The 14407-nt window shown below is 66.1% G+C and carries 14 protein-coding genes; 9 read left to right on the top strand and 5 right to left on the bottom strand.

All coding sequences use genetic code 11. The features are described from left to right. Nucleotides 1–2 precede the first annotated feature (2 nt). On the bottom strand, nucleotides 3–479 hold the full coding sequence (locus FJ386_02580) for a transcriptional repressor (GenBank protein ID MBM3875589.1): 477 nt from the start codon (nucleotides 477–479) through the stop codon (nucleotides 3–5). A 126-nt stretch (nucleotides 480–605) separates the two neighbouring features. Here FJ386_02580 and FJ386_02575 point away from each other — a divergent pair, with 126 nt between their 5' ends. Then, nucleotides 606–1871 (top strand): competence/damage-inducible protein A, encoded by a 1266-nt coding sequence (locus FJ386_02575; GenBank protein MBM3875588.1) that lies wholly within the window; start codon nucleotides 606–608, stop codon nucleotides 1869–1871. 14 nt (nucleotides 1872–1885) lie between these two features. Here FJ386_02575 and FJ386_02570 read toward each other — a convergent pair whose 3' ends face one another. Then, nucleotides 1886–2320: a hypothetical protein gene (locus FJ386_02570; protein MBM3875587.1), complete on the bottom strand. Its 435-nt coding sequence runs from the start codon at nucleotides 2318–2320 to the stop codon at nucleotides 1886–1888. 240 nt (nucleotides 2321–2560) lie between these two features. Between FJ386_02570 and nusA the strand changes: the two genes are divergently transcribed. The 5 genes from nusA (at nucleotide 2561) to truB (ending at nucleotide 8600) form a co-directional block, all read left to right on the top strand. Next, complete coding sequence (nusA, locus tag FJ386_02565; GenBank protein MBM3875586.1) at nucleotides 2561–3838, top strand: transcription termination/antitermination protein NusA; 1278 nt, start codon at nucleotides 2561–2563, stop codon at nucleotides 3836–3838. Between the two features lie 78 nt (nucleotides 3839–3916). Then, nucleotides 3917–6361: a translation initiation factor IF-2 gene (infB, locus tag FJ386_02560; protein MBM3875585.1), complete on the top strand. Its 2445-nt coding sequence runs from the start codon at nucleotides 3917–3919 to the stop codon at nucleotides 6359–6361. Between the two features lie 109 nt (nucleotides 6362–6470). Beyond that, nucleotides 6471–6839, top strand: a complete 369-nt coding sequence (gene rbfA, locus FJ386_02555; protein ID MBM3875584.1) for a 30S ribosome-binding factor RbfA — start codon at nucleotides 6471–6473, stop codon at nucleotides 6837–6839. 29 nt (nucleotides 6840–6868) lie between these two features. Continuing rightward, complete coding sequence (locus FJ386_02550; GenBank protein ID MBM3875583.1) at nucleotides 6869–7852, top strand: bifunctional oligoribonuclease/PAP phosphatase NrnA; 984 nt, start codon at nucleotides 6869–6871, stop codon at nucleotides 7850–7852. Between the two features lie 28 nt (nucleotides 7853–7880). After that, nucleotides 7881–8600, top strand: a complete 720-nt coding sequence (gene truB, locus FJ386_02545; GenBank protein MBM3875582.1) for a tRNA pseudouridine(55) synthase TruB — start codon at nucleotides 7881–7883, stop codon at nucleotides 8598–8600. A gap of 415 nt (nucleotides 8601–9015) precedes the next feature. Here the strand turns inward: truB and FJ386_02540 are convergent, their stop codons facing one another. Next, the gene (locus FJ386_02540; GenBank protein ID MBM3875581.1) at nucleotides 9016–9696 is read right to left on the bottom strand and encodes a UDP-N-acetylglucosamine diphosphorylase; all 681 of its coding nucleotides are present in this window, start codon (nucleotides 9694–9696) and stop codon (nucleotides 9016–9018) included. Between the two features lie 131 nt (nucleotides 9697–9827). Between FJ386_02540 and FJ386_02535 the strand changes: the two genes are divergently transcribed. Both FJ386_02535 and FJ386_02530 read left to right on the top strand, forming a co-directional pair. Beyond that, entirely contained in the window at nucleotides 9828–10442 is a 615-nt protein-coding gene (locus FJ386_02535; GenBank protein MBM3875580.1) for a MotA/TolQ/ExbB proton channel family protein, read from the top strand. Between the two features lie 16 nt (nucleotides 10443–10458). After that, nucleotides 10459–10878 carry a biopolymer transporter ExbD gene (locus FJ386_02530; protein ID MBM3875579.1) on the top strand — a complete coding sequence of 140 codons (420 nt, stop codon included), beginning with the start codon at nucleotides 10459–10461 and terminating at the stop codon, nucleotides 10876–10878. Nucleotides 10879–11001: 123 nt separating this feature from the next. Here FJ386_02530 and FJ386_02525 read toward each other — a convergent pair whose 3' ends face one another. Together FJ386_02525 and FJ386_02520 are read right to left on the bottom strand one after the other, a co-directional pair. Beyond that, on the bottom strand, nucleotides 11002–11412 hold the full coding sequence (locus tag FJ386_02525; protein ID MBM3875578.1) for a hypothetical protein: 411 nt from the start codon (nucleotides 11410–11412) through the stop codon (nucleotides 11002–11004). 148 nt (nucleotides 11413–11560) lie between these two features. Next, nucleotides 11561–12793, bottom strand: a complete 1233-nt coding sequence (locus FJ386_02520) for an argininosuccinate synthase (protein ID MBM3875577.1) — start codon at nucleotides 12791–12793, stop codon at nucleotides 11561–11563. 117 nt (nucleotides 12794–12910) lie between these two features. On the opposite strand from FJ386_02520, the gene FJ386_02515 reads away from it, so the two are divergent. Next, the gene (locus FJ386_02515) at nucleotides 12911–14407 is read left to right on the top strand and encodes a glycerol-3-phosphate dehydrogenase/oxidase (GenBank protein MBM3875576.1); all 1497 of its coding nucleotides are present in this window, start codon (nucleotides 12911–12913) and stop codon (nucleotides 14405–14407) included.

The raw sequence follows: 14407 nt of genomic DNA, 5'->3' as shown, positions 1-14407 counted from the left end.
GGCTAGCGGCGGGGCTTGTTCTTGCACGCGCCGAGCTTCTTGAGCTGCTCGCACGTGCCGGTGATTTGCAGGCGCTGGGTTTTCACGGCGAACCCGAGCTTGTGGCTGATCTCGTCCTCGAGCTGCGAGATCTTCTCGCTCTCGAACTCGACGATCTTGTCGCAGTCGCCGCAAATGATGTGGCTGTGGTTCGGGTGGTCCGCGTAGTTCGGGTCGTAGTATTTGAAGTCCTTGCCGAGGTCCATCTCGCGCACGAGCCCGCTCTCGGTCAGCAGCGGCAGCGTGCGGTAGACCGTGGCGCGCGAGACGGACTTGTCGCGCCTGCGGGACCAGTCGAGCAGTTGCTCGGCGGTGAAGTGCTCCTCGGTGTTGAAGACCGTCTCGATGATGGCGTCGCGCTGGCTCGTGCGGCGCAGGTTTTTCCGCTTCAGAAAGTCGAGGAACTTCCCTTTCGCGGCGAGTTTTTCGGCCGAAGGCACGGCGGGACTCTAGCCGCCTGCGGCCGGGATTCAAGCGGGGCGTGAATTCGGTGTTCAAGCCGCGGGGTTCGGTGTTCATTGGTCCGCGTCCGTGCGGCCGGACCGCAGGGCTCAACGCGTTCCACCATGCACCTGGAGATCATCAACACCGGCTCGGAGCTGATGCTCGGGCGCATCGTGAACAGCCATCAGCAGTGGCTTTGCCGCAGGCTCGCCGACCACGGTTATCCGGTGCGCCGGCAGGTCGCCGTCGCGGACACCGCGGCGGACATCGTGGCGGCCGTCCGGGAGGCGCTCGGCCGCGCGGATGTGGTCATCACCACGGGCGGACTCGGGCCGACTTCCGACGACATCACGCGGGATGAAATCGCGCGGCTGCTGGGCCGCCCGTTGCGCGAGGACGCGGCGTCGCTGGCGAACATCGAGCAGTTCTTCGCCGCGCGGAAGCGCCCGATGCCCGCGAGCACGCGCGTGCAGGCGATGGTGCCCGCGGGCGCGACGGTGCTGGCCAACGCGCACGGCACCGCGCCGGGTCTGGCGCTGGACGTGGGACCGAATCCATTCCGCGCCGGGGGCGGAGCGAGCTGGCTCGTGATGTTGCCGGGGCCGCCGCGGGAGTTGCATCCGATGTTCGGCACGCAGGTGCTACCGATGCTGGCGGCGAAGTTCCCGCGCAAGGAGCCGTTTGTGTGCAGGACGCTTCGCACGGTCGGGCTGGGGGAATCCGTGATCGAGGAGCGCATCGCGCCGGGGCTGCGACCGCTGGTCGAGGCCGGACTGGAGATTGGCTATTGCGCGCGCACAGGTGACGTGGACGTCCGGCTTTCGGCGGCCGGCGTGTCCGCAGGGCGCGTGGTGGCGGACGCGGAACGGTTCGTGCGCGGGCGCGTGGGCAGTCACATTTATGGCGTGGAGGACGAGTTGCCGGAGACGGTGCTGGTGCGACTGCTCACCGAGAGCAAGCGGACCCTCGCGCTGGCTGAGTCGTGCACGGGCGGGTTCATCGCCAACCGCATCACAGATGTCCCCGGCGCCTCGGTGGTGTTCCGCGCCGGGTTCGTGACCTACTCAAACGAGGCAAAACAAACCGCGCTTGGCGTGAAGCCGGAGACGCTCGCCACGCACGGGGCGGTGAGCGAGGCGACCGCGCGGGAGATGGCCGAGGGAGCGCGTAGGGGAACTGGGGCGGACTTCGGGCTGGCGGTCACCGGCATCGCGGGGCCAACCGGAGCGACGGAAGGCAAGCCGGTCGGGACGGTTTTCATCGCGCTGGCTACCGCGACCGGGACGGTGGTCATCAGTCCGGTGAACCGATACGACCGGCCGACGTTCAAATACGTGACCTCGCAGCAGGCACTGGAACTGATGCGCCGGACGGTGCTCGGATTGTGAAGGCGGCAGCCGGTTCAGCGGCTGTGGTGGAGGTTGGCGAATCGCCCCGCGCGCTCGCGGTAGAGCGGCTTGACCTTGGAAAGCACGAACCCGGACGCCTCGAAGCTGCCCGGTTTGTTCCAAAGGAGGTAGATTTCCTGGGCGTTGGGCTCGCGCCCGGTGGCGGAGCGGAAACGTTTGCAGCGGTCGTTGAGGATGCGGGAGGCGACCTGCCAGGCGGTGTCCGGGTCGTCGTAATCGCGAGACCGGCTGTATTGGTGCCAGACGTCGGGCATGATCTGGAATCGGCTGACTTCCCCGCTTCCGCCGCGCTTCAAGTCGGCCGCGCCGCGCGCCGCGCCGCTCGCGCCCGACTCGAACATCGCCAGTGACTGCCGCAAAGGCATCGCCGTGGCCTCCGAGGCGGTCAAACCCACCCACAATCCCAAGCTGAGGAGCCATCGGCGCATATCAGCCTTCCCCCGTTCTGACGCTGGAAAGCGGGTGGAGGATACGCCCGGCGGGAGGACCGTCAAGCGCCCATCCCGGGCGTTTGCGGGGAAAAGAGGCTTGACGCCCCCGGGCTCGCTCCCTAGTTTCCGCAGCGTAGGACAACGATGGGCTGCTGGTCAGCCAGCGAGTGTGAAGTCGGAATTCCGTTCCGACTTTTTTGTTCGCCGCATCCAGCCGAGGCACGGGGCGATTGACTTATGAACGCCGAGTTTTTGGCCATTTTGGATTACTGGGAAAAAGAAAAGGGCATCAGCAAGGATGTCCTGGTGCAGGCCGTCCATGAAGCGCTGGTTTCCGCCGCCAAGAAGGCCGTGGGTCCCGCCCGCGACCTCCGGTGCGAAATCAGCCCCAAGTCCGGCGACATCCGGGCCTTTGCCAAGCTGGTCGTCTCCGAACGCGTCGTTTCCAAGCACGATCAAATCTCCCTTTTCGACGCCCGGCGCATCAAGGCCGACGCCCAGCTCGGCGAGGAAATCGAGGTCGAAGTCACCCCCACCGGCTTTGGCCGCATCGCCGCCCAAAACGCCAAGCAGGCCCTCCTCCAGCAGGTCCGGAAGTTCGAGAAGGAGCTCATTTACACCGAGTTCAAGGACCGCACGGGCGACATCGTCAGCGGGGTCGTCCGCCGGTTCGACCGTTCGGACGTCATCGTGGACCTCGGCAAGTTCGAGGCGCTCCTGCCCAACCGCGAGCGCGTGCCCACCGAGGAATACCAGCCGGGCGAGCGCATCCGCTGCTTCGTCAAGGCCGTGGACAACTCGGGCCACGGCCCGGAGATCATCCTGTCGCGCTCCGACCCGCAGTTCGTTGTGAAGCTGTTCATGCTCGAAGTGTCGGAGATCGCCAACGGCACGGTCGAAATCAAGGGCGTCGCCCGCGAACCGGGCTTCCGCACCAAGCTCGCGGTCCACTCCCGCGACGACAAGGTGGACCCCGTCGGCGCGTGCGTCGGCCTGCGCGGCCAACGCGTCAAGAACATCGTCCGCGAGCTCAACAACGAGAAGATGGACATCATCAAGTTCGACACGAACATCCGGAATTACCTGACGAACGCGCTTGCCCCCGCCAAGCTGAAGGCCTTTGACATCGACGAAGCCAACCGCCGCTGCCGCATCCTCGTGAGCGAGGACCAGCTCTCGCTCGCCATCGGCAAGCGCGGCCAGAACGCCCGGCTTGCCTCGCGGTTGACCGGCTGGCAGGTGAACATCGAACCGGAGCAGGTCGTCACCGTCGGCTTCGACGAGAAGGTCGGCATTGCCATCGAGCTCTTCGCCGGCATCCCCGGCGTCACGCGCGAGCAGGCCGAAGTGCTCGTGCAGACAGGATTTCATTCGATCGAGGATCTCTTGCAGGTCGAGGCGAAAGACCTCGACGAGATTCCTCAACTGTCAGGTCAGGCTGCAGCCATCCTGGACGCTGTCCGCGCCGAAGTCGCGCGGAGGGCCGCCGGGGGCAGCGCCGGGCTGGCGGCTTGATCATGAGTCGCCCGGCAACATCGCGTTTGGTTTAGCGCATGAAGCCTGTGAAGACAGCGTGCGCCGGAAGAATTTGGTATGCCCGTTCGCATTTACGACATCGCCCGCAAGCTAGGCATCGAGAGCAAGGACGTGCTCACGAAGGCCAAGGATCTTGGCATCAAGGAAGCCAAGGTTCCGTCCAGTTCGCTGGATAAAATCACGGCAGAGTATCTCGAGGAACAACTCGGCGGCGTCAAAGTCGCTCCCGCTCCCGCGCCCGTTCCCGAATCGCAGCCCGTTCTCATCGTTGCTCCGCCCGAACCTCCGCTCGTGGTTGCCGAGCAGGGCGTCACGTTTGTCCACGCCGCGCCCGAAACGGCCGGGGCCGTCTCGCTGCCGGCTCCGGAGATGCTCCCGACCATGCCCGCGCCGGGAATCGCCGTGATTTCGCCCGCGACAGTCGCGCCCGGCGGGCAACCCACGCCCGTCGTCGAGGCCAGGGCCACCCCGGTCACCCCGCCCGCGCCGCCGCCCGTTCCCGCCGGCCCGGTGCTCGGCCAGAAAGTCGGCTCCATCGCGCCCACGTGGCTCAAGTCGCCCTCCGCGCGGACGGCCACTCGCATCTCCGAACCCGCGGTTCCCGCCGCGAAACCCGCCGCCCCAAAGCCGACGTTCGCGCCCAAATCTGCTCCACGCCCACCGGCACCCGCACGGCCGGCCGAGCCCAAGTTCGTCCCGCTTGCCGAGGGCGAACTCATCATCGTCAAGCCGCCCATCATGGTCCGCGAGCTTGCGGACAGGATGAAGCTCAAGCCGTTCCAGCTCATCGGCGACCTGATGGAGCTGAAAGTGTTCGCGAAGATCAACGATTCAGTGGACGAACTCGTCGCGCAGAAAATCTGCGCGAAGCGAGGCTTCCGGTTCGAAGTCGAGAAGCGCGCCCGCGGCGAGGGGCAGGTCCACGCGCCCGTCCGCAAGGTCGAGGTTGACGTCGAGGACAAGCCCGAAGATCTCAGGCCGCGCCCGCCCGTGGTCACCATCATGGGCCACGTGGACCACGGCAAGACGACGCTCCTCGACGGCATCCGCAAGGCCAACGTCGCCGAAGGCGAAGCCGGCGGCATCACGCAACACATCGGCGCCTACACGATTTCATTCCCGCACCCCGAGCGCAAAACGGAAGTCCAGCAGATCACATTCCTCGACACGCCCGGCCACGCCGCCTTCAGTGCCATGCGCGCGCGCGGCGCGAACGTCACGGACATCGTCATCCTCGTCGTCGCCGCCAACGATGGCGTGATGCCGCAAACCCTCGAGGCGCTCAGCCACGCCCGCGCGGCCAAGGTCCCCATCCTCGTCGCCGTCAACAAGTGCGACCACCCGAACGCGAACCCGATGAAAGTGCGGCAGCAGCTTCAGGACAAGGGCCTGACCTGCGAGGAATGGGGAGGCGAGACCATCTTCGTGGACTGCTCCGGCCTCACCAAGCAGGGCGTGGACAAGTTGCTCGAAATGCTCCTGCTGCAGGCCGAGGTCATCGAACTCAAGGCCAACCCCGCCCGCCGCGCGCGCGGCAACGTGATCGAGTCCGGCCTCGAACCGGGCGGCCCCGTCGCCACCGTGCTCGTCCGCAAGGGCACGCTGAAGGTCGGCGACGTGGTCATCTGCGGCCACTTTTTCGGCAAGGTCAAGGCGCTCATCAACGAGGAAGGCAAACGCCTCAAGGAAGCCACGCCGTCCGTGGCCGTGAAAATCCTCGGTCTGAACGGCATCCCCGAGGCCGGCATCGAGTTTTCCGTGATGGAGAATGAAAAGGCCGCGCGCGAACTTGCCGGCACGCGGGCGATGGAGGCCAAGGCGATCGAACTCGAGGAACGCAAGCCGAAGGTCACGCTGGAAAACCTCTTCAGCACGCTCGCGGAGGCGCAGAACAAGGTGCTCAAGGTCGTCGTCAAGGCGGACACGCAAGGCTCCGTCGAGGCCATCGAGTCCGAGCTTGGCAAGATTGGCTCCGACCGCGTCGCACTCGAAACTGTCCACGGCGCCGTCGGGACCATCACCGAGAGCGACGTCCTCCTCGCCGCCGCGTCCAAGGGCATCATCCTCGGCTTCCACACGCGCATCGACACTGGCGTGGCCGACATTGCCAAGCATCAGGGCGTGCAGATCAAGCTCTACACGATCATCTACGAATTGATCGACGAGGTGAAGGACGCCATGGCCGGCCTGCTCGACCCCGTCCTCAAGGAAGTCGTCCTCGGCTCCGCCGAGGTCCGGAAACTCTTCGCGCTCTCCAAGGGCGGCAACGTCGCCGGGTGCGTCGTCTCCACCGGGCGCATCACTCGCGGCAAGGTCCGCGTCATGCGCCGCAAGGGTCTCATTTACGAGGGCGCCGTGACGACGCTGCGCCGCTTCCAGGACGAAGTCTCCGAGGTCCGCGCCGGCATGGAATGCGGCATCCGCCTGGAATCCTTCAACGATTTCCAACCCGGCGACCTCATCGAGAGTTACTCCGTCGAAAAGGTGAAGCAGACACTCTGAGCCGTCGCGCGGACACGTGGCACGGAACGCCGATGAAGGTCCTCAACACAAATCCAGCGCGCCGCCCGCGCGGCCACAGCGCCCCCTGACCACTCGCACCCTCCACGCCATGCCGCACCGCCGTCTCGACCGCGTCAACGAGATGCTCAAGCGCAGCCTCGGCGAAATCGTCCGCCGCGAATTCGCCATCGAGACCGCCGGCCTCATCACCGTCAACGACGTCGAAGTCGCGCCCGACCTCCAGACCGCGACCGTTTACATCGGCGTCATCGGCAGCCCCCAGCAGCGCCACGCCGCCATCCCCTTGCTCGACAAGCACCGCGCCCGCATCCAGTCCCTCATGGCCGCCGACATCGTCCTCCGCTACACGCCCGTCCTGCGGTTTCTCTACGACGACTCCGTGGAACGCGGCAACCGCGTGCTCACCATCCTTGAGGAAGTGGAGAAGACGCTGCCCAAGGAAGAGCCGAAGCGATAACCACCGACCACCGCCTTCTTCCCCGCCCCGTGAGGCCCGTTCCCAAAACCGTCTCCCGCATCCTCGACGCCCTCCGCGGCTGCAAACGTGTCTGCGTCGTCGGCCACATGCGGCCCGACGGCGACTGCATCGGCTCGCAGGTCGGCCTCGCGCTCGCGCTGCGCGACACCGGCCGCAAGGTCGCCTGCTGGAACCAGGACCGCGTGCCGCACAAGCTTGCGTTCCTCGTCCCCGACGGCCTGATGCAGCAACCGCGCGCCGGCTGCGCGTTCGACGCCGTGATTGCGACGGATTGCGCGAGCGTCGAGCGCCTCGGCACGCTCGCGGCCCACATCGCGGACCGGCGCGTCTTCATCAACATCGACCATCACGAGAGCAACACCCGCTACGCCGACATCAACTGGGTCTCCGGCCGCGAAGCCTCCACCGGCGAGCTCATCTTCCGCCTCCTCAAGGCCGCCAACTGGCCCATCACGCCGCCGATCGCGGACTGCCTCTTCACCGCCGTCTCCACCGACACCGGCTCGTTCCAATACCCGAGCACGCGCCCGTCCACCTACCACGTCGCCGCCGAGCTCGTGAAGCGCGGCGCCAGCCTCGCCCGCATCTGCCACGAGGTCTACCAGTCCTTCCCCGTCTCGCGCATGAAGCTCCTCCGCCACGTCTTCAACCACTTCCGCCTCGCCGACTCCGACCGCATCGCGTGGGTCCGCCTGCGCAAATCTGATTACGCCCGCACCGGCGCCGACCCCGCCGACAGCGAGGGCCTCATCGACCACATCCGCGACATCGAGCCCGTCATCGTCGCGTGCGTCTTCGAGGAAGCCGGGCCGGGCCTCACGCGTGTCAGCCTCCGCTCCAAGAGCGCCGCGGTGAACGTCAACGAAATCGCCGCACCCTTCGGCGGGGGCGGGCATCCGGCCGCAGCCGGCGCGCGCATCCGCGGCAACCCCGCCGACATTCAGCGGCGCGTGCTCGCCGCCATCAAGAAGTCCATCGCCGCCGCGCACTGATCCCGATTCCGAATCGGGACCCTCCACGATGCACACGTTCGACCTGCTCGACGGCGCCCTTCTCATCGACAAGCCCGCCGGCCTCACCTCGCACGATGTCGTGGACTGTGTGCGCGGGCTGTTCCACGTCAAAAAAGTCGGCCACTGCGGCACGCTCGACCCGAACGCCACCGGCCTGCTCGTGCTCCTCCTCGGCCGCGCCACCAAGCTCGCCGAGAAACTCATGGCCGACGACAAAGTCTACGAGGGCACCATGCGATTCGGCGTCGAGACCGCCAGCTACGACGCCGACGGCGAAGTCACCGCCACCCTTGCCGTCCCGCCGCTCACCCTCGACCAACTCAACGCCGCCGCCGCCACGTTTCACGGCGACGTGATGCAACTCCCCCCCATGGTGTCCGCCGTGAAAATCAAGGGCGTGCCCCTCTACAAACTCGCGCGCAAAGGCATGGACGTGGAGCGCAAGGAACGCCTTGTCCACATCTACACCTACGAGTTCACCGCCTACGCCGAGCCCATCGCATGGTTTCGCGTCGCCTGCACCAAGGGCACCTACGTCCGCACCCTCGCCTTCGACCTCGGCCGCACACTCGGCTGCGGCGCCCACCTGCGCAACCTTCGCCGCCTCGTCAGCGGCCAGTTCGACATCGCCGACGCCATCCCGCTCGAAGACTTGTCCGCGCTCGGCGTGAAGGACCTCCAGCCGCGCCTCATCCCGTTCGTGCGGCTCGTGCAGATGACCGGGTGAGAATTCACGGCCGTGCGCCCGCGCCGCTGCATCGTCCGCGCGGCGATCCTTGGCGCCATCCTGTGATTCGCCGACCCCGCCGAGTGGCTGTTCATCTTCGCGTGGATTCGCACCATCCCCGGCGGCGACAAGGCCTGCCACTTCCTGCTCATCGGCGGCTTCGCCTTCGTGCTGAACTGGGCGCGGCGCGGACGCGCCTTCCGGTTCGCGCGGCGCGGCTGGCTGCTCGGCAGCGCCATCACCCACGTGCTCTTCACCGCCGAGGAGGTCTGGCAACTCTGGCTGCCCACGCGCAATGTCGACGCTGGCCTCCTCGCCTCCGGCTTGGCTCGCCAAGCGAGCCTTGCGCGGCGACCCGCCGCCGGACCGCCCTTGATTGAAGCCGCCGACCACCGCGTCCGGCCGATGGCGGACTTCAACTCTTGCGCCGCGTCACCACCTCCACCGGGGCTTTGTTCTTCGCGATGGAATCAGGCGGGAGCACGCCGCGCCAGTTCGTGGTCGGATACACCACCGAGCCGCGGCCGATGACGGAGCCAGGGTTCAGCACGGAGTTGCAGCCGATGTCCGTGCGGTCGCCGAGCATCGCGCCGAACTTCCGCAGGCCCGTGTCCATGGGCCTGCCGTTCACCTCCACGGTCACGTTGCCGGCGACGACTTTCACGTTCGAGAGCACCACGCCCGCGCCGAGATGCGCCTTGTGGCCGAGAATGGAGTCGCCCACGTAGTTGAAATGCGGGACCTGGCCGTTGTTGAAGAGCATCGAGTGTTTCAGCTCGCACGAGTTTCCCACCACGCAGCCGTCGCCGACAATGACGTGGTCGCGGATGTAAGCGCCGTGGCGGATTTCGCAGTGCCTCCCGATGATGGCCGGGCCCTTGACCATCGCGCCGTCCTCGATGACGGTGCCTTCGCCGATGAAAACCATCGATCCGATGCGCGCGGCGCCTTCGACGCGGGCGCGGTTTTCAGGCCGGCAGTTCGCCTCGATGTAGGCCTTGAGTTTCTTGAGCGCGTCCCACGCGTGCTCGCATCCGTCGAAGAGCGCCGCGTGCTCGGTCTGTGTCAGGTCGAAGAGGTCGGTCGGCTTGAACATGATGGCACGGAGGTTGGCGCAAGCCCCCGCGGGAGGCAACGCTAACCCGGAATCGACCGGGCGACACGCGAATTCCTTTGTCTTGCGCGGGGCGGAGTGAACGCGGTTGAATCAGCCCGTCGTTTCTCCGAATGGAAAATCTCATCCTGTTGCTGCTGGTGCTGACCTCGATCGTCAGCGTGACGTTCATCATCGAGCGGGCGTTCGCGCTGCGATGGCACCGCGTGCTGCCGCCGGACGTGTCGGAGGCCGCGCGCAATTGCCGGAGCGATGCCGGGCTGCCGATGCTGCACCGCATCTGCAAGGACCACCCATCCGCGCTGAGCCGGCTGCTCGTGGCCGCGGCGACGCATCTGGATTGTCCGCGGTCTGAAAACGTCGAGGCGCTGCAGACGCGGGCGCGGCACGAAGTGGCGCGGCTGGAGCGCGGGATCGTGGTGCTCGAAATCACCACGGGCATCGCGCCGCTGCTCGGGCTGGTCGGGACGATCTACGGTTTGATCCTGTTGTTCGGGACGATGGACGCGGGCGCGGCGGCGGACGGCGGGCGCTTCGCGGGCGGCATCGCGCTGGCGTTGCGCGCGACGTTGATGGGGTTGCTGATCGCGATCCCTTCGCTGGTGTCGTGGAGCTACTTCACGCGGAAGGTCGAGACGCTGGCGGTGGAATTGGAGAGCGAGTGCGATGATTTCCTGCGGCGGTTTTATGGAAGCAACGGCGAACGGCGCGGGAGGGTGACCGAGTGAGGGCGTCCTCGTAGCCATGCGCTTCCTCCCGAACAAGCGGCGCAATCCGCCCTCGGTGATCATCGTGTCGCTGATCGACGTGCTGATCGTGGTGCTGATCTTCCTCGTGGTGAGCACCACGTTCAAGAAGCAGCCGGTGATCAAGCTCGTGCTTCCGGTGTCCAAGCAGGCCAAGGAAGGCGCTGCAGACAGCGCGCCCATGCTCGTGACGGTCGCGAAGGACGAACCGCACTTTTATCTCGGCGAGCGGCCCGTGACAATCCAGCGGTTGGAGGAGGAATTCGCGAAGCACGTGGCCAAGAATCCGGAAGTGTCGCTGTCCATCCGTGCGGATGAGAAGGCGCCGTTCGGCCCGATCGTGAGCGTGCTCGATGCGGCGAAGTCAGCGAAGGTGAAGAACGTCAGCGCGTTCACGAAGCCGGCGGGAGGGCGGTAGTGTTCAGTGTTCAGTATTCAGTCGTCGGAGCGCCTGCATCCGAGGCTGAGCCGCGGCTGCTCGCGGGCGATGTGGAATCTGGAAGGCTGAAGGCTGAAGGCTGAACACGAATACTCTCGCCCGCTACCTTTTCCCAAACAGCTTTCCGAAGAACCCGCTGCTTTCGCTGGCCATCTGGCGCTGCCGGACTTTGAGCTGGCCGAGGATGGTCTGCCAGTCACCGAAGACCTTGTGCCACGAGGATTCGAGGGCGCGCAGGGAGTTGTCGTTCATCTCGCCCATGGAACGGATGGAAGGCGCGTTGTTGATGATGGCGCGGATGTCGTCCTTGTTGGGCGCGCCACTTTCGAACGCCGCGCAGATGACCTCGAGTTCCTGGAGGATGACGCTCTTGCATTCGAGGAACGCCATCTCATCGTCCTCGGAGGATTGCCTGGCGCGGGCCTTGTTGATGAAGCGGTTGAAGTTCTTCCATCTTTCGACGTGCGCCTCGAGCTGGGCAATGACGTCGTCGACTTTCTGCCTTTCAGTCATGGCAGACAATGGAAGGCCGGTCAGCGCACCGGGGCAAGGAGAATCATCGCCCCGACGGGCTGGGTCATTGACGGGCGCGTAGCTTGCGCTGCGCGCTGAACGCGCCGCTGCCACGAACACGCTGGTGTGGAGACCACTCGCATTTGCGTTAAATCCTTTTCTTCGCGTGAACCTTCGCCGCCACCTTCAACCGCAGCGCGTTGAGCCGGATGAAACCCGTCGCGTCGTCCTGGTTGTAGGCTTTGGTCGGGTCGGCCTCCATCGTGGCGATGTGCGGATTGTAAAGGCTCACCGGGGACTTGCGTCCAGCCACCATGAGGTTGCCCTTGTAAAGTTTCACGCGCACCGTGCCGCGCACGTTCTTCTGCGATTCCTCGACGAGCGTTTGCAACGCCAGCCGCTCCGGCGAATACCAGTAGCCGTAATACACCAGCTCCGCATAGCGCGGGATGAGCGCGTCGCGCAGGTGCATGACCTCGCGGTCCATCGTGAGCGATTCCATCTGCCGGTGCGCGAAATGCAGGATCGCGCCGCCGGGCGTCTCATACACGCCGCGCGATTTCATGCCCACGTAACGGTTCTCCACCATGTCCACGCGCCCGACGCCGTGTTTGCCGCCGAGTTGGTTCAACGCCTGCATCACGCCGAGCGGCGAAAGTTTTTTGCCGTTCACGGCCACGCAGTTGCCGCGCGCGAATTCCAGCGTGACGAACTCCGGCTTGCCCGGCGCGTCTTCGGGGAACACGGAGAGCGTGTTGAACGAGCCGCGATATTTCGGCGCGCCCGCGTCGAGCCACGGGTCTTCGAGGATGCCCGCCTCGTAGGAGATGTGCAGCAGGTTGCGGTCGGACGAAAACGGCTTCTTCGCGCTGGCCTGCACGGGGATTTTTTTCTTCGCGCAATACGCGATCATCTCGGCGCGGCCGGGAAATTCGCTGCGGTAGCGCGCGTCGCGCCACGGGGCGATGACCTGCAAATCCGGCGCGAGGGCGGCGGCGGTGAGTTCGAAGCGCACCTGGTCGTTGCCCTTGCCGGTCGCGCCGTGGGCGATGGCGTCGGCCTTTTCCTTGCGCGCGATTTCGACCATGCGCTTGGCGATGAGCGGGCGCGCGATGCTTGTGCCGAGGAAGTATTGGCCCTCGTAAATCGCGCCGGCGCGGATCATGGGGAAGATGAAGTCGCGCGCGAATTCCTCCTGAAGGTCATCAATGTAAATCTTCGACGCGCCGGTGTTGCGGGCCTTCTTTTCGAGGCCGTGCAATTCGTCCTCCTGCCCGATGTCGGCGCAGAAGGCGATCATTTCGGCGTCGTATTTGTCCTTGATCCAGGACAGGAGAACCGAGGTGTCCAATCCGCCCGAGTATGCCAATACAATTTTCATGTTCGTAGAAAGTTGGCCGCGAATTAACGGCATGGCGCGGATGGTGGAAAGAACATTCTCAACGGGGTCCCGCGCGATTCGCTGGCATTGGCGGCGGGCGTCCGCCATGGTCGCGCCGTGAATCGAGACGACGCGTTGCGCGCCTTGCGGGAGGCGGGCCAGACGTGGGACGTGCTCGTCATCGGAGGTGGCGCCACGGGGCTGGGCTCGGCGCTGGATGCCGCGTCGCGGGGCTTTCGCACGGCGCTGGTGGAGCAGCACGATTTCGCAAAGGCCACCTCGGGCCGCAGCACAAAGCTCATCCACGGCGGCGTCCGATATCTCCGGCAGGGAAACCTCGCGCTGGTTCGCGATTCGCTGCGCGAGCGCGGGCTGCTGTTACAGAATGCGCCGCATCTTGTTCGCAAGCTGGCGTTCGTCGTGCCGTGCCGGACCTGGAGTGACAGGCCGTTCTACGGCATCGGGCTCAAGCTCTACGACGCGCTCGCCGGCTCGCTCGGGTTGGGCGCGACTGAACTGCTGTCGCGCAGTGAGGCGCTCGCGCGCGTGCCGGGGGTCTGCGCGGACGGCTTGCGCGGAGGGGTGCTGTATTGGGACGCGCAATTCGATGATGCGAGGTTGGCGCTGGCGCTGGCCCGCGCGGTTTTCGATTACGGCGGCGTTGCGGCGAACTACGTGCGGGTCGAAACGTTGCTCAAACGCGACGGCCGGGTCTGCGGCGCGCGAGTGCGGGACATGGAGAGCGGCGCCGAGTTCGAGGTGAAGGCCCGGGTGGTGGTGAACGCGACGGGCGTGTTCACAGATCCGGTCCGCCGGTTGGACGATGGGAACTCACCACCGATGATCGCCGCGAGTCAGGGCGCGCACCTTGTGTTGCCGCGGGAGTTCCTTCCCGGCGACTCCGCGCTGATGGTGCCGAAGACGGACGATGGCCGCGTGCTTTTCGCCATCCCGTGGCACGGGCGCGTTGTCGTGGGGACGACAGACACGCCCGTGAGCGAAACGCCTCTTGATCCCCGGCCGCGCGAGGATGAGGTTCAGTTCCTCCTCTCGCATGCGGCGGAACATCTGGCGCGCGCACCCTCGACGGCCGACGTGCTCAGCGCGTGGGCGGGCTTGCGTCCGCTGGTGAAGGGCGGCTCGGGCGCGAGCACGTCGCGGTTGTCGCGTGACCACACTTTGGTCGTTTCCGATTCGGGACTCGTGACCATCGCGGGCGGCAAGTGGACGACCTACCGCAAGATGGCGGAGGACACCGTGGACCGGGTGGCGGTCGTGGGTGGACTCGGGCGGCGGCCGTGCGTGACCGCGAAGTTGGAGCTGCCCGATGACGGCTCGGGGCTCCCGGCTTTCGGATATGCGGACGGTGTCGCGACGACGCGGGACGCGCTCGAACCACTCGTGCGCGAAGGGGTGCGGAGCGAAATGGCGCGGACGGTGGAGGACTTTCTGGCGCGGCGGACGCGCTGGCTGATGCTGGATGCGAGGGGAAGTGTCGTCGTTGCGCCACTCGTCGCGGAGTTGATGGCGAAGGAGTTAGGCTGCGACGCAAACTGGGCCGGACGACAGACGCGGGCATTCGCGGAACTCGCGCGCGGTTACTGCGGGGCGTGA

The organism is Verrucomicrobiota bacterium, from assembly GCA_016871675.1.
In the GTDB taxonomy this organism is placed as follows: domain Bacteria; phylum Verrucomicrobiota; class Verrucomicrobiia; order Limisphaerales; family VHCN01; genus VHCN01.
This window is presented reverse-complemented; position numbering and strand designations above follow the sequence as displayed.